Annotated in this window: 15 protein-coding genes; all 15 read left to right on the top strand. The window is 54.1% G+C overall.

From position 1 onward, the window contains the following. Window positions 1-4 precede the first annotated feature (4 nt). The 15 genes from ACH5Y9_RS04865 to ACH5Y9_RS04795 all read left to right on the top strand — a co-directional run bounded on the left by ACH5Y9_RS04865 (window position 5) and on the right by ACH5Y9_RS04795 (window position 23,813). Window positions 5-262 carry an RRXRR domain-containing protein gene (locus ACH5Y9_RS04865; RefSeq protein WP_445368728.1) on the top strand — a complete coding sequence of 86 codons (258 nt, stop codon included), beginning with the start codon at window positions 5-7 and terminating at the stop codon, window positions 260-262. After that, window positions 259-2,673, top strand: coding sequence for a type IV secretion system protein TraC (gene traC / locus ACH5Y9_RS04860; protein WP_445368727.1), 2,415 nt, complete (start codon window positions 259-261; stop codon window positions 2,671-2,673). The genes ACH5Y9_RS04865 and traC overlap by 4 nt, the downstream gene beginning before the upstream one ends. After that, window positions 2,663-2,980, top strand: a complete 318-nt coding sequence (locus ACH5Y9_RS04855) for a hypothetical protein (protein WP_445368726.1) — start codon at window positions 2,663-2,665, stop codon at window positions 2,978-2,980. Before traC ends, ACH5Y9_RS04855 begins: the two co-directional genes overlap by 11 nt. Window positions 2,981-3,077: 97 nt before the next feature. Then, window positions 3,078-3,548, top strand: coding sequence for a signal peptidase I (gene lepB, locus ACH5Y9_RS04850; protein WP_445368725.1), 471 nt, complete (start codon window positions 3,078-3,080; stop codon window positions 3,546-3,548). Next, complete coding sequence (locus ACH5Y9_RS04845; protein ID WP_445368724.1) at window positions 3,535-4,734, top strand: TrbC family F-type conjugative pilus assembly protein; 1,200 nt, start codon at window positions 3,535-3,537, stop codon at window positions 4,732-4,734. Before lepB ends, ACH5Y9_RS04845 begins: the two co-directional genes overlap by 14 nt. Then, complete coding sequence (locus ACH5Y9_RS04840; protein ID WP_445368723.1) at window positions 4,731-5,762, top strand: TraU family protein; 1,032 nt, start codon at window positions 4,731-4,733, stop codon at window positions 5,760-5,762. The genes ACH5Y9_RS04845 and ACH5Y9_RS04840 overlap by 4 nt, the downstream gene beginning before the upstream one ends. Then, window positions 5,762-8,545, top strand: coding sequence for a conjugal transfer mating pair stabilization protein TraN (traN, locus tag ACH5Y9_RS04835; protein ID WP_445368722.1), 2,784 nt, complete (start codon window positions 5,762-5,764; stop codon window positions 8,543-8,545). Before ACH5Y9_RS04840 ends, traN begins: the two co-directional genes overlap by 1 nt. 368 nt (window positions 8,546-8,913) lie before the next feature. Further along, window positions 8,914-11,067, top strand: coding sequence for a helix-turn-helix domain-containing protein (locus tag ACH5Y9_RS04830; protein ID WP_445368721.1), 2,154 nt, complete (start codon window positions 8,914-8,916; stop codon window positions 11,065-11,067). A gap of 88 nt (window positions 11,068-11,155) precedes the next feature. After that, complete coding sequence (locus ACH5Y9_RS04825) at window positions 11,156-13,666, top strand: N-6 DNA methylase (RefSeq protein ID WP_445368720.1); 2,511 nt, start codon at window positions 11,156-11,158, stop codon at window positions 13,664-13,666. Then, window positions 13,659-14,972, top strand: coding sequence for a restriction endonuclease subunit S (locus ACH5Y9_RS04820; protein WP_445368719.1), 1,314 nt, complete (start codon window positions 13,659-13,661; stop codon window positions 14,970-14,972). Before ACH5Y9_RS04825 ends, ACH5Y9_RS04820 begins: the two co-directional genes overlap by 8 nt. Next, entirely contained in the window at window positions 14,969-16,027 is a 1,059-nt protein-coding gene (locus tag ACH5Y9_RS04815; protein WP_445368718.1) for a PDDEXK nuclease domain-containing protein, read from the top strand. The genes ACH5Y9_RS04820 and ACH5Y9_RS04815 overlap by 4 nt, the downstream gene beginning before the upstream one ends. Further along, the gene (locus tag ACH5Y9_RS04810; RefSeq protein ID WP_445368717.1) at window positions 16,027-19,344 is read left to right on the top strand and encodes a type I restriction endonuclease subunit R; all 3,318 of its coding nucleotides are present in this window, start codon (window positions 16,027-16,029) and stop codon (window positions 19,342-19,344) included. Before ACH5Y9_RS04815 ends, ACH5Y9_RS04810 begins: the two co-directional genes overlap by 1 nt. 124 nt (window positions 19,345-19,468) lie before the next feature. Further along, window positions 19,469-20,101 carry a M48 family metallopeptidase gene (locus tag ACH5Y9_RS04805; protein ID WP_445368716.1) on the top strand — a complete coding sequence of 211 codons (633 nt, stop codon included), beginning with the start codon at window positions 19,469-19,471 and terminating at the stop codon, window positions 20,099-20,101. A 5-nt stretch (window positions 20,102-20,106) separates the two neighbouring features. Then, the gene (locus ACH5Y9_RS04800; RefSeq protein WP_445368715.1) at window positions 20,107-22,488 is read left to right on the top strand and encodes an McrB family protein; all 2,382 of its coding nucleotides are present in this window, start codon (window positions 20,107-20,109) and stop codon (window positions 22,486-22,488) included. Further along, a complete protein-coding gene (locus ACH5Y9_RS04795; RefSeq protein WP_445368714.1) occupies window positions 22,488-23,813 on the top strand; it encodes an McrC family protein in 1,326 nt (441 codons plus the stop codon). Before ACH5Y9_RS04800 ends, ACH5Y9_RS04795 begins: the two co-directional genes overlap by 1 nt. Window positions 23,814-23,864: the final 51 nt, after the last annotated feature.

Below are 23,864 nucleotides of genomic sequence, written 5' to 3'. Positions count from 1 at the left end.
CATTATGACCGGTTCAAGTAGTGATACCGAGAACGCGGCGGGCAACCGCCGCCCTTGTCAACCGACTAAGGCCATGCGCAGCGTCAAGGTCCAAGCCGCCAATGGCAACCCCATCAACCCCTGCCATCCGGCCAGGGCCCGGCAGTTATCGCGCAAAAAACGTGCGGTTCGCGTTTGCCGGCATCCCTTCACCATTCGTATACGTCCGGAATGTCCAGCCGAAGCCTTGCAGCAACTTTATGAAGAGGATAAAGCACTATGACCTCGTCGCAACGTCCCCGTGCCGATCAGTTATTCACAGTACTGGCTTATGAATACGACCATCATCTGTTTCTGATGGCCGATAGCAGTATCGGTTTTGGGTTTCTGTGTCGGCCGATGACCGGCGCCGATGCCAGCGTGTCGGCGCGGGTCAATGTACTACTGAATCAGGACTGGCCTCCCGAAACACTATTGCAAGTATCACTGTGGACCTCGCCGGACATCGAGGAAGCGCTAGCCATCATGCAGACCCGGCGTTTGAAACAACAAAAGCCGACCTATAAGACCATGACCCAGGCCAGTATCGATTTTCTGCGGCGCGGCACAACCAAGGCGCCGGAAGCGATTTCGGGGGCACGCCTCCGGCGCAGCCACATTCTGGTCACGGTCAAACTGCCCATGGCATACCCCCGTCCTAGTGAAGGCGACATCCGCCGGGCCAGCGAATTGCAATTGGCCACCCAGCAGTCGCTGTCGACCATTGGCTTGTACCCGGAAATATTAGGCGCTGATCAGTATGTCCGCATCCTCAACACGCTGCTCAACTGGCAGCCCGATGCTGGATGGAAAGACCGCGTGGTGCCCGAGTGCGATCCGACCCAGTTGATCCGCGATCAATTGCTGGATTACGACAACGCGCTCGAACTCGATGAAAAAGGTCTGTGGCTCGGTCATAAGCGTGTCAAGACTTTGTCCGCCAAACGCACCCCCGACTATTTTTACTTCGGCAGCGCCAAGAGTTATCTGGGCGACATTTTGTCCGGTACCCGCGGGATTCGGCAAAATGCCTTGCTCAGTCTGACCCTGCATTACCCCGATGCCGAATCAACCCGCACTCGACAGGAAGGCGTACGGCAATTCATTACCAACCAGGTTAATACGCCGATAGCCCGCTTCTTGCCGGTGCTGGTACAGCGCAAACACCATTTCGACGTGTTGTTCGACGCCTATCGTGACGGCGACCGACCGATTAGAGCGTATTTTGGTGTACTGCTGTTTTGTGACGAAGCCGAAGAAGCGGCGGCGGTGTCCAATGCTCGGGTGTATTTTCGGGAGCTGGGGTTTCAGCTGTTGGAAGACAAGTATTTCTGCCTGCCGTTTTTCCTAAATTGTTTGCCGTTTGGGCCTGAACGCTCCGCGATTGCCGATTTGAAACGCTATCGCACATTGGCCACTCGCCATGCGATTCCCTTATTACCACTATTCGGCGATTGGGCCGGCACCGGCACACCGACCTTGAATTTCGTCTCTCGTAATGGCGAGCACATGGCCGTGTCACTATTCGATACCACCGGCAACTACAACCTGTGCATTGCCGCCGAATCCGGCAAAGGCAAATCGTTTTTGACCAACGAGATCATCGTCAGCTATTTGACCGAAGGCGCGCAAATCTGGGCGATCGATGTCGGCCGGTCCTATGAAAACCTCTGCGAGGTGCTGGAAGGCGATTTCGTCAAATTTACCCACGGTTCCGGTATCTGCATGAACCCGTTCGAGATCGTACAGAACTTCGAGGAAGAAGCCGATATGTTAGCCGGCTTGGTCAGCCAGATGGCGGCACCGACCGAGAAATTGTCCGATTTCCAAACCGCCGGTCTTAAACGGATATTGAAACAATTGTGGACCGAAAAGGCACAGGCCATGTCAGTCGACGACATTGCCAAGCAGCTCTGCGCCGAAGCCGATCAACGTTTGAAGGATGTCGGCGAGCAGTTGTTTCCGTTTACCACCCAAGGCGAATACGGCCGCTACTTCAACGGCAAGAACAACGCCAAATTCGCAAACGATTTTACCGTACTGGAATTGGAGGAGCTCAAGGGCCGCAAGCATCTGCAACAGGTCGTATTGCTGCAGCTGATCTACCAAATCCAGCAGGAAATGTATCTGGGCGAACGCAATCGTCCGAAGATCGTCATCATCGACGAGGCCTGGGACTTACTTACCGAAGGCGATGTCGCCAAGTTCATGGAACATGGCTACCGGCGGTTTCGTAAATACGGCGGTGCGGCAGTCACTATCACCCAGTCGGTGAACGACTTGTACCGCAATGCTGCGGGCCGGGCCATCGTCGAGAACTCCGCCAATATGTATTTGCTCGGCCAAAAGGCCGAAGTCATCGAAGGCATGAAGCAGGACCGTCGTTTGCCGCTTTCGGACGGAGGCTATGAACTCCTCAAAACCGTGCATACCTTACCCGGCGCCTATTCCGAGATTTTCTTCATCACCGAGATGGGTTCCGGTATTGGCCGACTGATCGTGGATCCTTACAAACGCATTTTGTTTTCCACCAAGCCCGAAGACGTCAACGCCTTGAAGCAGTTACGCCGGCAAGGCTTGAGTCTGGGAGACGCCATTCAGCAACTCATCGACAGTCGACAAACCAAACCACGGGAGTTAAGCCATGGACGCTAAATCACAATGGCTCAGCACTATGTTGATTTCGCTGTGTCTGGGCGGCATCGGCGGCTGGTTAGCGGCACAACAGCAACTGCAGCAACCCATCGCTCGGTTAAATCTGGTGACACCGGTGTTTGTCCTCGACAGAGCCAAGCTGATTCAATCGATACCGCCCAATGCCAGCCAGGAGCAAATGGCCAAAATCGTCGATGACTGGCAGGGGCAGGCCAAAAAGCTCAGTGACGCAGGTTATCTGGTCATCGATTCGACGGCGGTGGTGGCAGCACCGGCGGATGTCTATGTTCAGCATCAAACCCGGTGAGTCTATGCAATCTAATCATTCAAACGTCGCTACCACCAAGACAACCACAACCAGGCAGAGACCCTATCAAACCCGAGCGGCATTACTGCGGTTCATCGTGAAAGCTTTGCCAATTTTGTTGCTGGCACTGGCCGTGGAGCGCTATATCGGTCAACGCTTTCTGATCGGCGGCGACGATCAAGTCGATCGCTGTCTGCCGGACAAATGGGTATACCTGATCGACACTCACAACAAGGATATCTGGCGTGGCGATTTGATGGCGTTTCGTGCCGAGCGCATGGCGCCATTTTTCAAGGACGGACAAATCATCGTCAAAATCGCCGCCGGCGTCACGGGCGACACCATTCACGTCGATTCGAAGCACACCACGATTAACAACGAACGGGTCATCGACGGTTTGCCATTGTCGGAGAAACTGGACAAAGCCCCCTCCACTTTCAAACGTCATGAAACCATCCCGCCGGCCGCCTATTGGGTCACGGGGCAAACCGACAAAAGCTTCGATTCGCGTTACTGGGGCTATGTCTACGACCACCAGGTGATTGGACGGGCCTATGCGTTGTTTTGATCAAGCTCTGGTTCGGCAAATCCGATCGGTATTCTGCCTGATCTTAGGGGTTCCATTTTTTCCAGCTTTCGCAGACGAGGCTTGGTTAACGCGCTCGCAGGCCATTTTGCAGGCCCTGGAAGGCCAACCTCGACCTGATTGGTTGAACGGTCAATCCGAACAGTTGGACGTGAAGCGCCAAGCGCAACAAGTAGTTGTGGCCTCACAAGCGATTCGAAGGAATGCGCTATCCATGGGATCGGAAAGCCACCAGTCGACAACTTCTTCGAACAAACCGCTAACGCTGTTGTTTGTGTCCTTCTCACTGGGTGAGTCCGCACTGAAAGCCATCTTTGAAGAGTCCGCAGGCCGGGATGATGTATTGCTGGTGTTTCGCGGTCCCAAACCCGGCCAAAAACTACCGGCATTGATGGCCGACCTCAAACGCTTGCTGAAAAGTATCGAGCCTGTGCCAAACATTGTCATCGATCCCACCCGTTTTCAACGTTGGTCGGTAACGTCCGTACCGGACATCATCGTCGAGCAAGACAACAAAGCCCGTTTGCACGTTCGCGGGGTCAGTAGTCTGTCCTGGCTGGACGAACAGCTCAAAGCCGGCAAACAAGGAGAGTTGGGCACCTTGGGCGATGTCGGCGAGATTGCCGAAATCGACTTACTCGACGAAATCAAACGCCGGATGGCGGCCATCGACTGGAAACAAAAACAGCAACAGGCCATTGCCCGGTTTTGGCAACAGCAAAAATTTGAAGTGTTGCCGGTGGCTCTGGATGATCGGGAACGGACTGTGGACCTGACCATTACGGCACCGCGCGATCTGGCTGCGCCCAATGGTCAATGGATTGTCCGAGCCGGACAAACCGTCAATCCGTTGGACAAGATGCCGTTTGGGTTATGTCTGATGGTGTTCGATGCCACGGTGCCGGCTCAAGTCGAACTGATTCAGCATCAGTCCTGCCAGGACAAACAGGCTCGGGTGATGTATCTGGTCACGCAATTGCCGCGTCAGTCCGGCTGGGACAGCCTGAAAAACCTGGAAACGCTGCTGAAGTCGCCCGTGTATCTACTGACACCGGATGTCCGCAGCCGATTTCTATTACAGCATGTGCCGGCTGTTGTCGAACAATCCGGCAATCGTCTGCTGGTTCATGAACGGAAACTACCGGCCGCAACGGGAGAGCGGCCATGAAACGATTCGTTTTTCCTTGGGTTTTGGGCGGCTTGATCACGCTGACAACCCCGCTCTATGCTGAGACCACCACGAATAGCATCGATCCGTTGTGCTCGGACGCCGAACTGTGGTCCGGCAAGCTGATCACCGATATTTGCTGGAGCTGTCTGTTTCCGATTCGAGCGGCCGGGGCATCGTTGGGCGGCGGCAACGTACCGAGTATCGCCACCGACGAGAAGTTTTGCTTCTGTACCGATCCGATGGGTATCCCCCAATTGGGCATGACCCTGGGGCTTTGGAATCCGGCTCGGCTGATCGAGATCGTCCGCAATCCCTGGTGTTCGCCGGCGCTGGGCGGACATAAATTCAGTGCCTCGAACGTGCGCTTGATCGCCACCACCGGCAAGGCTGACTTCGATGCCAGTGAAATGTCATTTTTCAATTACCACTATTTCGCGTTTCCACTGACCATCTTGCTGGATCTGTTCTGGGATGGTCGGTGCAACAGCGATGGCTATCGGGATTTTGATTTGCTGTACGTCTCGGAACTGGATCCCACCTGGAACAGCGATCTGCTGGCGTTTTTTACCAGCCCTGAAACAGCGCTGTTTGCGAATCCGGTAGCGATCTCCGCGTGTGTGGCCGATGCGGCAGCGGCAGCTACTGGCAATCCGCTGGATGCCTTGTTCTGGTGTGCCGGGGCTTGGGGGCATATGTATCCCTTATCCGGCATCTCGCCAACCAGTTACGGCACCGATCCCAGGATTACCAGTTTGTTGGCTACCCGTGCCACGGCATCCTTACATCGTCGCGGGCTGGCCTGGAAAACATCGGGTGATGATGCTTTGTGCGGTGGGACGATTTATCCCTTCATTCCTAAATCCCAATACCGGCTCAGCATGTTTTATCCGGTGGCGGAAACGGAATCCAATCATGTTATCGGCGAAACTACTTTCAAATGGGGTGCTGGCCGTACCTATCCGGGGCCTGGCGAGGATCATCTATATCTGCTTTGGTCTTGGCGTGACTGTTGCGCCGGATTTTGATGCCTATGAGACAGCTTTTTAACCCTCAGTCATTAACAACACAAAGTCTGTCTGCCGTATTATGCATGACGATGGCCTGGACACCGTATGGTGTGTCGTGGGCAGATGCCATTCAGACCGCAGGGAGCAATGGCCAACAGCTAGGCCAGCAAATCCTCGGTGATTTTGCCTTTCCGGTCGATTCCGGTAACGGCACTCTGACCTTAAATCCGGGAACCACTCAAGAAAGTAACCTTTCTATCGGCACGCTGTTTCCGGATACCAACGGTTCGACGACGACAACCAATGATTTCGCTAATCTCTACGGCAACAACCCCGGAACGATTGCTGCCGGCCTGAATGCCCAAACCGACTTAAACGGCGAAACCAGCTTTACCGGCGAAGCCTATCGCACATTGATCGACAATGCCCGCCAGTCGCATCCGGATTTACATAACGATGCCCTCTGGAATGCCGGCGATCAGGTGTTTGCTAATTTCACGCCGTGGGCACAGTCGTTCTCGGACTGTACGACCATCACAACGCAAACCGAGACGACTCAGTCAGTAAGAGTACCCGACTATCAATTGTGTCTGCGCCAACCAACCGTGCCGCAGAGTTGTACCGCCACCCATCAGGTAAACGTCGTACCGTTGCTGAGTTTTGTCTCCGGTGACGGCGGCATGTCCAGTTGCGGCCCAGGTTGTATGGATTTGTATGTCGGCCGGGTCGGCGACAACTACTGGTCGGCCGGATGCGCGGTGTTTACCTGGCAAGTGACCTATAACGTCCTGCATCCAGAAGCCATTATCAGTGCCACATTGGAGGATGTGGAGTTCGACGACCATGCGCGTGTTTATTACGGCGGCAATCTGATTTATACCGGCTCCACGGGCTGGGGCGGTTCCTGCGAACTCAGCAACAGTTGGGTCGATCATCCCAATCGCGACGTCACCTATGCCTTCAACAGCACCGGCCATAAAGTGTTTAGACAGAATACGATGGTCGGCGGTAATGGCGAGGGCTATTCGCGAATACGACTGCGTTATGACTTATCGAAGCTGATCACTCAGGATCAATGGAGCTGGAGCGGCCCGAATTGCCAGAATCTGGCCAATGCGATCACCGACGGCATTTGTCAGGCCGGCAGTCATTTAAGTTGTACCAACGACCCTGCCAATGCCAGTGGCTGTTATGTCGATTCCACCTCGCAGGTCATGGTCTGCGGGGCCGATTTAGCCCAAGCGCCGGTGGCGAGTTCGACTGGTATTCGTAATACCTGCATGCGTATCTACGCCGCCGGGCAATGCGATCTCAATCAGTACGGTCAGTGCTGGACCGATACGGCCGGCACGCATTGTTTAACGCCACCGGCCAACGGTACGTCTACGAGGACTTGTTCGACGTTGGAAAGCCAAGGCTGCTCGTTTATCAAAAGCCAGTGTCTGGATGTATTGGCCTCCGGAACCTGTTGGGACAGCATCGACACCTACGACTGCGGGCAACAGATCGGCATTCCGGGCATTCAGCGTAATACCCAACAGCAATGTGCCGGTCCAATTCGTTGCATGGGCGAAGACTGCGTTACCGTGAATCGGACCCAGAGCCAGGATTTCAGCAAGGCGGTGGCCTTGCTCAACAGTGCTCAGCAAATGGCGATGGATTTGCATTGCGATTACGCCAATGCCGATCTCCAACAAAAGGATCCGACCACCTGTCAGGTATTCCAAGGAAAACCGGCCAGTTGCAAGATGGTGGGCGGGGCACTGAGTTTGGTCGACTGCTGTGAAACGCCATCCGGCGCCATGGGGCTGGGTCGCTATATCGATTTACTGTTGGCGACCAGTCAAATGGACAATGCCATCATGACCATGGATAGCACGTCGATCGTCCGCGGTGCCTGGGAAACCATGCGCACACCGTTTACGGTGGCAGGTGATGCCTGGAACAGTTTTCAGGCGGATTTTGCTTCGGGCGTGAACGACCTGGTCGGCACCGACATGCTGAGTACCTCTGACGTTGCCTCACAAGGTTTGCTCGACTCGTTGAAAGGCGAATTGATGAAATCGGTTGCGGAATGGATAGGCAATACCTTCGGCGAAGCTGCCGGCAATGCCTTGTTCAGTGCCGGCGGTCAGGCAGCATTCGATTCGGCGGGTAATTTGACCCCAGCAGCAGAATCCGGTGGCGTCGAGCTGGGTGGTGGTGCGGCCGTCGCGGGCGAAATGCTCAGTACGTTGATGACGGCCTATACGGTGGTGGTGATCATCATTATGATCATTCAGATCGTCTACTCCTGCGAGGAACCCGAATATGAACTGGCGGCCAAAAAGCAGCTGAAAGTCTGCACGGATTTAGGCACTTATTGCGAAAGCAAAGTGGCCGGGCTGTGTTTTGTCAGGAAGGAAAGTTATTGCTGCTATAACTCACCGCTGGCCCGTATCCTCAATGAACAGATCAAGCCGCAGTTAGGCATGGATTTCGGCACACCTGAAAGTCCCAGTTGTACCGGGATAAAGGTCGCTGACCTGGACCGCGTGGACTGGACCCAAGTCAATCTGGACGAGTGGTTGGCAATTCTGGCGCAGACCGGTCATTTACCGACCGCCGCCAATGCCGCGTCCATGCTCAATCTGGATCAACTGACCGGAACTGGCAGCCGACTCAATCCGCAGAAATACGGAGCAGCGTCCAGCGGGCGTGAAGACACCTTAACTCGTACCCAAGGCCGCATGACCGATCTGGACGTACCCACGGTCAAGCGGCAATCGGAACAGGAAGGCTGGGGCATGGGGCCGCAATGATGCGGCCTTTATCTTACTGAACCGCGTCTTTCAAGCCTTTGTCGGCTTTGAAGGATAGTGATTTATCGGTAATCAGCTTAGGGCTCTGAACAGACACTCTCATTATAAGAAGCTCGATCCCTGCATTGCCAACCTAACTTACGGGTTTACCAGCAACTTCACAAGCCAAATCAAATCTCAAATTTGTGAGTGAGCTGCAATCCACATCAAAATCTCTTCAGAAGGAAGAGCACTATTATCCTATCAGTCTGACGCTAATTTGAAATATTTCTGAAAAATACATCATAAAAAAGAAACGTTTCGCTATTTAATTACAAAAATAAAAAATCTTGCTATTATCTCCTCGGAATCTTTCCGAGGAGATAAAAATGATCGAGCAAGAAACCATAATTAGCCCAGCCGAGCTTGGTCGTCACCTCATGCAAGTCAGAGATCGGGCGGGTATCAAGCAAGGTGAGCTAGCAAAGCGAGTCGCTCTCAGTCCCGCCGTTCTGTCGAGAATCGAGAGCGGCGAAAGGCCGGTAACTCTCCAAGAGGTACAAGATATCTTAGCTCAAATTGATTCCCCTGAATCAATAGAGTTTTCCAAAGCACTCCAGCGAACATGGAAAGTATTGCAGCGTCCGCCACTTGACCATCCAGATCAGGATCTGCTTTGGGATGCTGAACAAGTGGCAGCCGAATTGGTCGCCCTTAGAGATCTACCTGACACACCTCACGCCTTTGAACGAAGGCTGTCTGAATATATTGATGAACTAACGCGCTGCGCCGGCTTAATTCTTAAGCGTGATCACCAAGTGGCATTTATCGGAAGCATTGGAGTTGGGAAGTCGACTGCAATATGCAGAATGACTGGTTTAGAAGTGACTAGGGAAGACGGGACAGTGGTTCCAGTTTTAGAGGCTGGCGGCGGTGGGATTACCGTTTGCGAAGTACACCTTAGAACAGGTCCTGGATATGGCCTTCTGATCGATCCCCGCAGTGATGATGAGATTCGCCAAGACGTTGCAGATTTAGCAGATCATGTTCTAAAAGGGAATGCACCTGTTGAAGATGATGCCCCTGGAGCACCTGAATCACAAGGCATCTCTAAGGAGGTCGCTCGAGCATTGCGTAACATGGCTGGCTTGGCCATACAAAGACCGCGTGGGGCTGACGGAAAAAGAGTAACCATTGATCCAGCCAAGGCACTTGCTGATGAATTCCCGGCACAACGTGAATTTGTTGTTGAAGTGCTAAGTCGAATGGAATTGCATCGACGTGATCGTCGGGATATTTGGTACGACAGCGCCTCGGGAAAATCTCCAAAATCCTGGTTGCGCGATACTTTTGCATTAATCAATAACGGTCGTCATTCCGAATTTACACTACCCAAACGTATCGAAGTTGTTGTTCCTGAACATTTACTGAATGCGTCAGACCTCGTCGTACGTTTTATTGATACCAAGGGCATCGACCGAACAGCTGCTCGCGAAGATATCGAGATACACCTCGACGATCCTCATACGCTTGCTGTGCTGTGTTCGAACTTCAACAACGCACCAGCGGCGGAAGCTCGCTTGTTATTAGAGCGAGCCAAGGACGCTGGTATCCGAAATCTTGAGATCAATGCATCACTGCTCGTACTACCTAGGCCGAACGAAGCATTAGCAATGAAAGACGACGCTACTAGTACACCGGTGGAATCCGTAGACGAAGGATACGAGCTCAAGGCTGAACAAGTAGAGCTAGCTTTAGAGCCGCTCGGCCTACAAAATCTGGCCGTTGGATTTTACAACGCCGTTGAAGACCCAGCTGTCCAAGCTCAATCCTTCCTAATTGAGCGACTGAATCAGTCACGTGCATCATTCCGCAGACGGATCAATGAGGCAACAGATGGCGCCAGAGCGTTGCTCCAGAATCATGGTGAAGAAAGAGTTCGATCCGTGTTGCGAGATGCTGGAGAGAGTCTGCGCACTTGGGCAACGCTTAATTCAAATGTTCCATCTGTACAGGCTCATGTCCAAGAAAGCCTGCTAGCACAAATTCAGATCTCATACGCCAGTACGGTACGAGCAGCAATTAATCGCGAAGGTGAATGGACGCAACTTAGTTATTCGCATCATATTGGCTATGGTTCACGTCGTCTTGCTGTTTTAATGCTAGCCAAGGCTGTTGAGGAATTTACTGGGCACTGCAAAATTTTAGCGGCAACCCCTAGATATGCAGAAGCGGTTGATCTAATCACACAGTCAGAAAGAGTACTCACTGCTGCTTATGAAGAGTTGTTACGCAAAGTGCAATTAATGGGGCAGACAATCTTTAAGGATGCTCTTAAAGCAGACTCTGCACTATGGCAGACGTGCAGCGCTGAGTGGGGAAAGAGCACTCCTGGATATAAAAACCGCGTTGCTATACATAACAAAACTTGGTTTGAAGATGAGGCTCGACGAAAGCTTGAAGCTGAGTTGAAAGCACTCATTGATCGCGAATGGCTGCGCGCTTTGCAAAGCGTAACTGAGCTACTAGAGCCGGCAACCTAAAAGCTAAGAGGCAAGCCAATCGACCGAACTATCTTCAAAACAAAGATTAATTGTTACTATTAATGCAATCACTAGCAGGAATCGCTAAATGCCTTTAACCTTACCACAGCTGGAACGCCACCTTTTCAAAGCCGCAGACATCCTACGCGGAAAGATGGATGCCTCCGAGTTCAAGGAATACATCTTCGGGATGCTGTTTCTCAAGCGATGCTCCGACGTGTTTGAACAGCGGCGTGCCGAAGTGATCCAGCTCGAGATCGAGGCAGGCAAGACACCTGTCGAAGCAGAGGTATCTGCTGAGAACAAACGTTGGTACAAGAAGGATGGCTACTTTTGGGTGCCCAAAGAATCGCGCTATGCGTATTTGGTTGATAACTCGCGCCAAGCCAATGTTGGTAGCCTGCTGAGTAAGGCACTGGCAGGGATTGAAGGCGATAATGTAAGCCTTTACGACGTGCTGGAACATATCGACTTCACCCGCAAGATCGGCCAGAGTAAGATTCCCGATATCAAGCTGCAGCAGCTCATCACCCATTTCAGCCTGCACCGCCTGCGCAATGAAGACTTTGAATTCCCCGACCTGCTGGGCGCAGCCTACGAATACCTGATTGGCGAATTTGCCGATTCGGCGGGCAAGAAAGGCGGCGAGTTCTATACACCGCGCTCGGTAGTGCGGATGATGGTGCGACTGATCAAACCCGAGCTTAAACACGACATCTACGACCCCTGCTGTGGTTCGGGCGGTATGCTAATCGCCGCCAAGGAATTCATCGACGAACACGGCGAAGACGGCCGCAAGGCCAATTTGTTCGGCCAGGAATTCAACGGCACGGTGTGGTCCATCGCCAAGATGAACATGTTGCTGCACGGCATCAGCACCGCCAACCTGCAGAACGAGGACACGCTGGCCGAGCCGCAACATGTCGAGGGCGGCGAGTTGATGCACTTCGACCGCGTGCTCACCAATCCACCGTTCTCCATCCACTGGGGCAATACCGAGAAGGATGCCGACGGCAAGCCGGCCTGGAAGCCCAAATTCGAGGCCGAGCGCTTCCCCTATGGCCAAGTGCCACTGGGCGCCAAAAAGGCCGATCTGATGTTCCTGCAGCACATGCTGGCCGTCACCCGCGACGGCGGCATGGTGGCCACCGTTCTGCCGCATGGCGTGCTGTTCCGGGGCGGCGAAGAGAAAGCCATTCGCGCCGGCATCATCGAACATGATCTGCTCGAAGCCGTCATCGGCGTCGCGCCCAACCTGTTCTACGGCACCGGCATTCCGGCCTGTATTCTGGTGTTGCGCCAGAGAGTGCAGCATGGTGCCAACCGCGTCAGCGGCAAGCCTGCCGAACGCCAGGGTAAAGTATTGTTCATCAATGCTGACCGCGAGTTCTTCGAAGGCCGGGCGCAGAACTACCTGCTGCCCGAGCACATCGAGAAAATCGTCACCACCTTCGACGAATTTCGCGCCATCGACGGATTCTCGGCCATCGTCGACAACGCCACGCTGAAAGAGAACCACTACAACCTCAACATCCGCCGCTATGCCGATAACGCGCCGCCCCCCGAGCCGCACGACGTGCGTGCCCATCTAGTGGGCGGCATCCCCAAGGCCGAAGTAAACGCCGAAGCCATGGCCAAATTGTTCAAGGCCCACGGCTTGAATCCGATGGACCTACTGGTGGAGCGTGACGAAAAGTATTTCGACTTCGCGTCAGCGCTCGATACCCGGCAAGCGATTACACCCGCCATCGAAAACAATGCCGGTCTGGTGGCCAATGAGGCCGCCATCCGCGCCGCTTTCGAACAATGGTGGCAAGAACACAGCGCCCGCATCACGGCGCTTTCCGGGCAAATGGACAACGCCGCCAGCCTGGTGGCGCTACGGAACGACCTGCTGGCCAGTTTTAGCCAGAGCCTGGAGGCTATTGGTCTGCTCGACCCTTTCCAGGTACGTGGCATTGTCGCCGGCTTCTGGTACCAGACCAAGTACGACTTCCTCACCCTGATGGCGCGCGGTGCCAAGGGCGTGGCCGACGCTTGGCGCACCAGCATCGTCACCGCCCTGGAAGACAAAGCCAGCAAGGAAAGCCCGCTGGAGCACAAGCTGGTCAAGTTCCTGATGAGCGATTTCGTCGAAGCCATCACCGAATTGGAAGCCAAGAAAGCCGAACTGGACAGTCAGATCAAGGCCGCCAGTCCCAACGATGCCGAGGGTGAGAACGGCGAAGCGACCGAGGCAGCGGAAGACGATGGCGACGATGAAAACGCCGTGAGCGAAGAACAGCTCAAGAACTGGAAAAAGGAACTCAGCGCCGTCAAGAAACAACTCAAGGCTAAAAACGACAGCTTCAAGCAGCACATTGATGCAGCGGTGGATGGCCTAACACCGGAGGCGTCCGCCGAGCTGTTGTTGACTATCCTGCACAATGACATGCAGGCCATCGTCGAGCGCTACATGGCTGCACAGCGCAAGGCTATCGTCGCCGCGTTCGAGAATTGGTGGGACAAGTACCGCGTGACACTGACCCAGATCGAAGGCAAACGCGATGATGCAGCGAAGGCGCTGCAGGGGTTCTTGAAGGGGTTGCGGTATGTCTGACCTTCTCAAAACCAAGGCAGTGGCATGGCCAGCAAAGCCACTTGGTGAATTATTCCGAATCAATGGGGATCAAGTTGTGCCGATGGCATCCCCAAGCGTGGAGTTCGTTCACTACAGCATCCCTGCGTGGGATGCTACTGGGGGGCCTGCGATTGAGCTGGGCGCTCAGATTGAAAGCAACAAGACAGCTATCGCCAGACCTTCAGTTTTAGTGTCGAAGCTCAATCCTCGCAAACCGCGTGTCGCGGCAGTACCGACACCTATGGAGCGGACCTGTTGTTCGACTGAATTTATTTGCTACCAACCAAAGCAACCGAATGAAGACTTGAATTTCTGGGCCGACTATTTTGCGTCTGCTGACTTCTCTGCACGACTCGCACGTGTGGCCGGCGGTTCTACTAACAGTCATACCCGAGCGGCGCCGAAAGAGACGCTCAAGTGGTTTGTTCCTGAGGTGCCATCTGCCCAACAGCAAAAGATCGCTCAGATTTTCGACACCCTCGATACCGCCATCCACGAAACCGAGGCGATCATCGCCAAGCTAAAAGCCGTCAAGCAGGGCCTGCTGCACGACCTGCTGACGCGCGGCATCGACGCCAACGGCGAACTGCGTCCGCCTCAGACCGAGGCGCCGCATCTCTACAAGGAATCGTCGTTGGGGTGGATTCCGAAGGAGTGGGATTGTGTGCATCTCTTTGAGAAGCTGGAGGTTCTCGGCGGAAAACGTCTACCTGCTGGTCATTCTTATGCGGCTCACCCTACTGGATTTAAGTACCTACGGGTTACTGATTTCTACGAGCGTGCGTATCAGGTAGACGAATTAGAAAATCTACATGAGCGGACTTTCAAGGCGTTGGAGCGATACGAGATTAAGCCAGGGCATCTCTACATTTCGATAGCTGGATCACTTGGACATGTCGGGGTGCATCGAGTCAACGGAGCCGAACCGGTGCGCACGGTTCTCACTGAAAACGCAACTCGGCTTGTTCCAATAAGCGAACTCAACTCAGATTTCGTTGCCGCATACATGAATTCTGAAATGGTTCAAAACCAGGTAACGTCCGAAAAAGGTACGGGCGGCGGCGTACCTAAACTCGCGCTGTTTCGAATAGAGCAGTTTTGGCTGGCTTGGCCAAGTGATACAGAACAAAATCTAATAGCCAAACATGTATTGAGTGCAAACGAACGTATTTCGGATGAAATGCAGCTGCTCAGGAAGCTGCGGCTTCAGAAATCCGGCCTCATGGACGACCTCCTCACCGGCCGAGTCCGCGTCACGCCACTGCTGGAAGGAATCGCCCCATGACCGAACGCCCCGTCTCGCTCATCCCGCCGCCCACCGGATACATTGACTGGCTGCTGGAGCTGAAAATACGCATCCACTCCGCCCAGCAACGCGCCTCGCTGGCGGTAAACCGCGAGCTAGTACTGCTGTACTGGCAGATTGGCCGCGACATTCTGGAACGCCAAAGCCGGGAGGGCTGGGGCGCCAAGGTGATCGAGCGGCTGGCGTATGATTTGCGCATCGCCTTCCCGGACATGAAGGGTTTTTCCCCTCGCAACCTCAAGTACATGCGCAGTTTTGCCCAGGCCTGGCCAGAGGCTGAATTTGTGCAAGCGGTGCTTGCACAATTGCCCTGGTACCACCAGATCGCCCTGCTGGACAAGTTGACCGACAGCGAAGCACGGCACTGGTATGCCGCCAAGGCCATTGAGCACAACTGGTCGCGCAATGTGTTGGTGATGCAGATTGAAACCCATGCCCGTGCCCGTTTCGGCCAGGCCATCACCAACTTTGAGCAGCGCCTGCCCGCACCCTTGTCGGATTTGGCGCGTGAGTCGCTGAAAGATCCTTACCGCTTCGATTTTTTGGGCCTGCACGATGACGCGCAGGAGCGCGCCGTGGAGCAGGCGCTGGTGCAGCATGTGACGCAGTTTTTACTGGAGCTGGGCGCCGGCTTTGCCTTTGTCGGGCGACAGGTGTTGCTCAACGTGGGCGGTGATGAGTTTTTCATCGATTTGTTGTTCTACCACCTCAAGCTGCGCTGCTATGTGGTGATTGAACTCAAAGGCGGCAAGTTCAAGCCGGAGCATCTGGGGCAACTGGGCTTTTACCTGACCGCCGTGGATCGCCAGGTGAAAAGCGAGCACGACAACCCCACCATTGGCCTGCTGCTGTGCAAAAGCAAAAACAAAGTGGTGGCCGAGTATGCCCTGGGCGATAAGACCCAGCCCATGGGTATTGCAGAATATAAATTGCTGGAATCGCTGCCAGCCGAATTACAAACCGGCCTGCCCAGTATCGAACAGATTGAGCGCGAGTTAGCTGCGCTGTCAGACGAAATAAGTGAGGAGGATTGATGGGCTGGGAGCTTGAGACGACAGAAAATCCATTCGTAGCCCAGTTGCAGGTGCTGGGTTGGCAGCACATTGATGGCAGCATTGATGCCCCGTCAGTGACTGGCCGGACTAGCTTTGCTGAAGTGATTCAGGAGGGTTTACTGCGTGAGCAATTGCGTGCGCTGAACCTTGGGCCTGACGGTGCGCCTTGGCTGGACGATGCGCGACTGGCGGAAGCCGTGGCCACCATCACCCGGCTGGGAACGCACAAGTTGATGGAGGCCAACGAAAAGGCTACCGCCTTGTTGATTCGTGGCTTGACCGTTGAAGGCCTGACCGGCTGGGATGGCGGGCGCGGCCAGACGATACGCTACATCGACTGGGACACCCCAGCAAACAACCACTTCACGGTGATTAACCAATACCGCGTCGATTGCCCTCCCGGCTTCAACAGCGCCAAACAGTTCATCGTGCCCGATCTGGTGCTGCTGGTAAACGGTATCCCGCTGGTGGTGGTGGAGTGCAAGAGTCCATCTATCCCCGAGCCGCTGGCTGAAGCAGTGGATCAGCTACGACGATACAGTAATCAGCGCAGGGCAGCCTTTGAGGTGGATGACAACGAGGGCAACGAGCCTTTGTTCGCTACCAACCAGTTACTGGTGGCCACTAGCTTCGACGAGGCTCGGGTCGGCTGCGTGGGTGCGGCCTTCGAGCATTACGCTCAGTGGAAGACAGTGGTCGGCCCGAATGGTGCTGGTTCGGAAATCGAGGTGGCTCAGGGTTTGGGTAAATCCACCCTCTCCGAGCAGGAGCGTTTGATTGCCGGACTGTTGACACCCGCTCATCTGCTGGATGTGGTGCAAAACTTCATGTTGTTTATGCAGGCGGGGGGGCAAACCATCAAAACCGTGTGCCGCTACCAGCAATACCGTGCCGTCAACAAGGCGATTACTAAACTGAAGACCGGGCAGACCCGCTTACAGCATGGCGAACACGACAAGCGCGGTGGCATCATCTGGCACACACAGGGCTCCGGCAAGTCGCTCTCCATGGTGTTTCTGGTGCGCAAGATGCGCGCGGATGCGCAGCTGCGTCGCTTCAAGGTGATTGTCATCACCGACCGTAAGGACTTGCAGGGCCAGTTATCCGTGACCGCCACGCTGACCGGCGAAGTGGTAGAGGTGGCCGAAAGCACGGCAGGCGTGAAAGCGTTAGCAAGACGTAAAGGACCGGGACTCATTTTCGCCACGATCCAGAAATACCGTGACCCAGACAGCGTCGGCGATGCGCCAATGACAGCAGACGATTTGCCAAAAGGAGAACAACCGAAGGCCGGTTATAAAGCCGAAGAAAAGTTCGAAGTGCTCAATGAGGATGACAGCATCTTGGTACTGGTGGATGAAGCGCACCGCACTCAGGCAGGCGACTTGCATGCTAACCTGTTGGCAGGCCTTCCCAACTGCGCGCGCATCGGTTTTACCGGTACGCCGATCATCATGGGTGAGAAGAAACGTACCCATGAGATCTTCGGCGAATTTATTGACCGCTACACCATCAAGCAAGCCGAAGCTGACGGCGCCACGGTACCGGTGCTTTATGAGGGAAGAACAGCCAACGGCGCGATCAAGGACGGGGCAAGCCTGGACGAGTTGTTCGAAGATTTGTTTCGCCAACACACGCCTGAGGAATTGGAGGCGATCAAGCAAAAATACGCCACCAAGGGCCACATCTTCGATGCCCCGGCGCTGATCGCTGATAAGGCACGCGACATCATTCGCCACTACGTCACCAATATCCTGCCGAATGGCTATAAGGCGCAGGTAGTGGCTTACAGTCGCCTGGCGGCAATACGCTACTTCGAGGCCTTGAAACAGGCACGTGACGAGCTACTGGCTGAAGCGCAGGCACTATCCCCCGAAGACAAGGCGCTGGATGATGAAGCGCTGTGTCAACGTCCAACCAAGGTGCAGGCGGTTGTACAGGCCTGGCGCTACCGCGACACGCTGGCCCTCATCGAATTTGCGCCCATCATTTCGGGCAGCAACAATGACGACCCGGCCTGGAAACAGTGGACCGACGGCGCGGCGCATGAGCAATTGATCAAACGCTTCAAGAAGCCACTGTTCAATGCCAAGCCGGAAAAAACCGACCCACTGGCCTTTTTGGTCGTGAAGTCGATGTTGTTGACTGGGTTCGACGCGCCCATTGAAGGCGTGATGTATCTGGATCGGCCAATCCGCGAGGCAGAATTGCTGCAGGCCATTGCTCGCGTCAACCGTACCGGCTTTGGCAAGCGTTGCGGCATCGTGGTGGACTATTATGGCGTGGCGCAACATTTGAAGGAGGCGTTGGCGGCTTACGCTGATGAAGACGTGGAAGGTGCGCTGGCTAGTCTGAAGGACGAAGTGCCAGTACTGCGCGACCGGCATCTGCGGGTGGTAGATCTGTTCCGCCAGCATGGCATTGAATCGCTCGATGACTCCGAAGCCTGTGTCGAGGCCTTGGGCAGCGAGAGGCTGCGCGCCGAGTTCGCGGTCAAACTCAAAGCCTTTCTTGCATCGTTAGATACCGTGCTGCCTCGCCCTGAAGGTTTGCCGTATTCTGGCGATGCTAAGCGTCTGGCTTACATCTATGCTCGTGCCCGTAACCGCTATAAAGACACGCCTGTATTAGGTAAGGATGTTGGCGCCAAGGTGCGCAAGCTGATCGACGATCACGTAATTTCGCTGGGTATCGATCCAAAGATTCCGCCGATTCAGTTAACTGATACGGAGTTTGATGTGCACGTGGCGCGTGCCGCAAACGATCGCGCCAAGGCTTCCGAAATGGAGCACGCAATTCGCTCACATATTCGCAAGCATACCGATGAAGACCCAGTGTTGTACCGCAAACTCTCGGAGCGGTTGAACGACATTCTGAAGAGCTTGGGTGAACAGTGGAATGAGGTGATCACGCAACTTCAGAAAATCATCGACGAGCTGCGCACCGGTAAGGCAGGCAGCGCCGATGCACCAAGCGACTTGCCAGAGCATTGTGCGCCGTTTTTGCGTACCGTCCTGGATGTGGTTTGTGCTGGTCAGACACCAACGGCAACTGAGTTATTGCGCCTGAAGGATGTGACCGTGGAGTTAGTGGACCTGCTGGTGCAGGAACTTCAAAGTAATCGGGATATTTGGAGCCCACACAAACGCGCCGCACAAGAAGACTTAAACACCCAACTGTTTGAGCACTTGATGCGCCTGAGGCCGCCTTTGGTGGATACCGATAAGGCGGGTGTGCTTGCAGATAAGCTAATGGAACAGGCACGCGCCAACCACGACAAGCTGGTGCAGGTGTAAACCCATGTTGGTTCCCCTCAACGCTACCGACCATCAGACGGACAGCACTAATGCTGAGGCAGAGACTTGCATACAGGTGGATGACTTGCAATTCGCGATAAGGCGCAGTACCAAGCGCCGGACTATGCAAATCACAGTGGAACGAACGGGGGAGCTGATTCTGAGCGCACCGCCAGGGGTCAGCATCGACCGACTCCGCGAATTTGTCAGCGAGAAGCGCTTCTGGATTTATACGAAGCTGGCCGAGAAAGATAGGCTACTGCGCAAGGTACCGCGCAAGGAATTTGTGAACGGCGAGGGATTCCTGTACCTGGGGCGCACCCATCGGCTGAAATTAGTCGAGACCCAAAATGCGTCCTTGAAGCTGGTGAATGGCCGCTTTGCGCTTCGCAGTGACGAGCAGACTGGAGCACGGGAGCATTTTATTCGCTGGTATAGCGAAAGAGCTCGGGCATGGCTATCGGGCCGAGTGGCCGAGTATCAGTCACGCATGGAGGTGGCACCTGCCGGTTTGAAGGTTCAGGACCTTGGCTATCGCTGGGGATCTTGCGGCAAGGGCGACTGGCTGTATTTCCATTGGAAGACTATCTTGCTGCCGGCCCGCATTGCGGAATACGTGGTGGTACATGAAATTGCCCATTTGCACGAGCCACACCACACACCAGCTTTTTGGCTGCGCGTTGAGCGAGCAATGCCCGACTATTTACAGCGCAGGACTTGGCTGGCCGAACACGGAATTGATGTTGAGGGGATATAAAAAAAATGGCGGAATATTTCACTAGTGACCATTTCAAACTACTGAACAAGTGGAAAGGGCAACAACGCGACGATTCGATTCCCGAACAAAACCGAGCCTACGCGGATTTGAAGACGGCTTACGAAGTCACCGAGGCTTGGGCCAACGAAGTGAAGGCAAAGCTGTTTCCGGTGGGTGTCGTCAAAGTACGAAAGCGTCCAACAAGCCAGGCAAATACCTTCCTGCCATATAACTGGGCGCGCATCTATCCTGCAGCGAATTCACCCAAGGATCTGGCCTATACCGTTGGGATTGGGGCCGACGAGGGTTTTGTGGTCAAGATCGATACGGTCGGGCTTGATGATAGCGCATCCGTTCGTCGCAAATACCTTTCACTGCGAGGTAACTACGATAATAATTCGCCAATCGTCGCAATACTTCCAGCGACGGTTGGTCTCGGAAAATCACTTGCTGAGTTGGTCGATTGGAGCGTAGAGGCCATTCGAGATTTCGGCATGCGCTATGACGAATTAGTAACCAAGCTGGATTTAGTGGAAATGCTGAGTGACGAAGACTTGCTTAAACATTTTGACGGCAAACCAACCTTCAAAACATTCCGTGCTTCTTGGTCTCCACAGGATAAGGCTACGTTTTGCGGACTAGCTAGAGTTGTTCATGCTGCGGGACTGGATTGGTGGCATATGGGCAAAGGCATTCAGGTTCGATTCGGCCGTAAAAACCCCGGTAGTGAGCGTGCGATCGGTGTTCTCGGCGTGATCCGTGGCACGCGAACCCGAAAGATATCCTGGACACGAGATGTCGGTACGCTGCCTAAATTGAGCCGGGAGCCACTGACCGATGACCTGGTTGCAAAAATTGAAGCCACCCTGATCGCAGAACGCGAATCCTTGGACGACTGGTTGGTCTTGGAAACCGAACGCCCAGGCCTGTGGCCGGACCAACTTCGAGATGACCCGACGGAGTCCGATGAGGAATCCGATGACGATGAGTTGCCAACGGACGAAGTTGCAAAGCAAGCCTTCAATCGCATTTACTACGGCCCACCAGGCACCGGCAAAACTTACGAGGTCTCAAAATTACTGCGCCGCGATTATGAACAGGCAATGAACTCTGTGTCTTCCGATGAATGGCGAGGCCAATTTGTGGCTGAAAGAATTGCCCCGCTGAAATGGTGGGAAGGAGCAGTTCTAGCGTTAGTCGACCTTGGCGGCAAAGCAAATGTCAGCCAGCTGTTGGAACACCCCTTCATCGATGCGCTTGCGACGGCCAAAGGTCGCAAGGATAACCTGCGACAAACAATTTGGACGACGCTGCAAGAACGCACCGTTGATGAATCCACCACCGTCAAACAAAAGCTACGCTTTAGCCCACAGGTGTTCGATAAGAGCGAGGAATCAATCTGGCAGCTTGCCGGCGAATGGGAAGAAGCCTGTGCCGATCTCATTACGTTGATCGAAGAATACAGGGCTGGTGCCCATTCTTCTGAAATTCTTCGTCACTACTGTTTTGTCACGTTCCATCAGTCGTATGGCTATGATGAGTTCGTGGAAGGCCTGCGTCCGGTACTTGATGGCGATAATGAATCGGGCGCGATCAATTACGAAATACGATCTGGCGCGTTCAAGGATCTCTGCCGCAAGGCACGTCTTGCACCCGACCAGCGATTTGCCATGGTCATCGATGAAATCAACCGGGGCAATATCAGTAAGATATTTGGCGAGCTGATTACGTTGATCGAATCGGACAAAAGAGAGGGTGCGGAAAACGCCATCTCGGTCACGTTGCCCTACTCTGGCGAGCCATTCTCGGTTCCGCCCAACGTTGACCTCATCGGCACCATGAACACAGCGGATAGGTCACTGGCCTTGCTTGATACCGCTCTACGTCGAAGATTCGACTTTGTGCCTGTTCTGCCAGATGCGCGAGATGAGGCAGGTGCGCCACTTTTTGACCTGCGGGTGACCCTGGGTGAGCAGATTATCAACATTCCGCGAATGCTGTCTGTCATCAATCAGCGTGTCGAGGCACTTTACGACCGCGATCACTGCATCGGTCATGCTTATTTTACTTCGCTTGCACAAGTCCCTGATGGCGACGAAAGGCTGGTGGCGTTGTCGCAGGTGTTCAGTAACCGCATCATTCCATTACTCGAGGAATATTTCTTCGAAGATTGGCAAAAAATCCGGCTTGTTCTAGCAGATAACCAGAAGACTGAAGCGGCGCGTTTTGTGATTGATAGCCAGGATCATGAAGAGGATCTGGCGCGCTTGTTCGGCAGCGATCATGGACTGGACACCTATGCCACCAAGCAGCGCTACTTGGTTCAGGATGCGTCTTTCACAAACCCGGATGCTTACATCGGTATCTATCAGACGCCGCCAGTCTGATGAATGCTTTAACGATTTACGAGTTTGATGCCCTGGCTGCAGCTGGGGCGGATTTCCCGGGTATCGAGGGCATGCACATGGTTCCGACTAGCGTATTTAGGTGGCTTGAGGAACAATGCCTGCGCGCTGCAGACGTGCGCGATGCCGCCTGGCTCCGATGGACTCAACGTCGTGGACGTCGTGTCATTCAGGTGACCAGTTTTGTCGGTGTCATTCGTGCGCCGGACGGGTTTCAGATAGAGGTACTGCCAAAAGTTGGCAAAGTTATTGACGGAGGTGCCGTCGAAGCGCGTAAGTTGCTGATTGAAATGCTGTGTTGTCTGCATGGCTTTCGACATGTCCGCACCGATAGTGCCAAGCTTGCAGCTACGAGAATGCCTTTATTGGAAATCTTCATTAGTGAATTTTTGCGCACTGTCGAGCAAATCGTTAAACGAGGGCTCCGCAGTGATTATCGCCAGCGCCAAGATAATTTGTTTGCTTTGCGGGGCAAACTCCTGATGTCACCACATTTACGGCAGAACCTTTACCGGGCAGACCGCTTCTTCACAGAGCACGATGAGTTTTCGACGGACCGACCAGAAAACCGACTGCTGCACGCAGCGTTACGGCGAGCCTTGCTTCTGACAGGAACGCAGGCCAACCAACAACTGGCGCGAGAGTTGGATTTCGTTTTTGCCGACGTTCCGCCTTCTACGCAAACACGGATCGATTTCCAGCAGGTTAGACTGGATCGAGGTATGGGCCACTACGCTGATGCCCTGGGTTGGGCTCGCCTCATCTTGAATGAAGAATCGCCTATAACCGGCCCGGGGCGTCATACAGCTCCATCATTGTTATTCCCGATGGAGGCAGTCTTTGAAGCCTATGTGGCCAAGCATCTTCCACAACAGCTTCCGACACATCTTTTTCTCAAAACACAGGCACGTAGTCATCACCTGGTTCGCCATCTCGAACAGAATTGGTTTCGGTTAAAGCCCGATCTACTGATTCGAAATTCAGAGCGAGATTTACTGGTTCTCGACACCAAATGGAAGTTGCTTGAAGGTCTGAAGGCGAACGGAACGGACAAATATGGCTTGTCGCAAAGTGATTTTTATCAATTGCAAGCCTATGGATTGAGTTATCTGGATGGCAAGGGGGACGTTGTGTTGATCTACCCCAGAACGGATGGATTCTCCTGCCCGCTACCCGTATTTGATTTCCCGAAGACCAGTGGAATGCGCCTTTGGGTACTACCGTTTTGTCTCAAAGAGCGCAGGCTTAAGTTGCCAACTTCTGGTGAATTGTTGTCGGTCTTCGCCGAGGAAAGCGATCATGCCTGAGTTTAGTCATTGCTGATGTCCTGGCGATCTAACATCTACGCCGCCGTAACG

Source organism: Methylomonas sp. BW4-1 (genome assembly GCF_052474385.1).
Note: the sequence above shows the minus strand (reverse complement) of the source record. Positions and strands in the feature narration are given on the sequence as shown.

What these genes read in the sequence shown, in the direction of transcription:
- ACH5Y9_RS04845 (WP_445368724.1), top strand. Translation starts at nt 3,535, where the DNA reads ATGCGTTGTTTTGATCAAGCTCTGGTTCGGCAAATCCGATCGGTATTC.
- ACH5Y9_RS04865 (WP_445368728.1), top strand. Translation starts at nt 5, where the DNA reads ATGACCGGTTCAAGTAGTGATACCGAGAACGCGGCGGGCAACCGCCGC.
- ACH5Y9_RS04800 (WP_445368715.1), top strand. Translation starts at nt 20,107, where the DNA reads ATGGCGGAATATTTCACTAGTGACCATTTCAAACTACTGAACAAGTGG.
- traN (WP_445368722.1), top strand. Translation starts at nt 5,762, where the DNA reads ATGCCTATGAGACAGCTTTTTAACCCTCAGTCATTAACAACACAAAGT.
- ACH5Y9_RS04840 (WP_445368723.1), top strand. Translation starts at nt 4,731, where the DNA reads ATGAAACGATTCGTTTTTCCTTGGGTTTTGGGCGGCTTGATCACGCTG.
- ACH5Y9_RS04815 (WP_445368718.1), top strand. Translation starts at nt 14,969, where the DNA reads ATGACCGAACGCCCCGTCTCGCTCATCCCGCCGCCCACCGGATACATT.
- ACH5Y9_RS04855 (WP_445368726.1), top strand. Translation starts at nt 2,663, where the DNA reads ATGGACGCTAAATCACAATGGCTCAGCACTATGTTGATTTCGCTGTGT.
- traC (WP_445368727.1), top strand. Translation starts at nt 259, where the DNA reads ATGACCTCGTCGCAACGTCCCCGTGCCGATCAGTTATTCACAGTACTG.
- ACH5Y9_RS04820 (WP_445368719.1), top strand. Translation starts at nt 13,659, where the DNA reads ATGTCTGACCTTCTCAAAACCAAGGCAGTGGCATGGCCAGCAAAGCCA.
- ACH5Y9_RS04830 (WP_445368721.1), top strand. Translation starts at nt 8,914, where the DNA reads ATGATCGAGCAAGAAACCATAATTAGCCCAGCCGAGCTTGGTCGTCAC.
- ACH5Y9_RS04810 (WP_445368717.1), top strand. Translation starts at nt 16,027, where the DNA reads ATGGGCTGGGAGCTTGAGACGACAGAAAATCCATTCGTAGCCCAGTTG.
- ACH5Y9_RS04795 (WP_445368714.1), top strand. Translation starts at nt 22,488, where the DNA reads ATGAATGCTTTAACGATTTACGAGTTTGATGCCCTGGCTGCAGCTGGG.
- ACH5Y9_RS04805 (WP_445368716.1), top strand. Translation starts at nt 19,469, where the DNA reads ATGCAAATCACAGTGGAACGAACGGGGGAGCTGATTCTGAGCGCACCG.
- ACH5Y9_RS04825 (WP_445368720.1), top strand. Translation starts at nt 11,156, where the DNA reads ATGCCTTTAACCTTACCACAGCTGGAACGCCACCTTTTCAAAGCCGCA.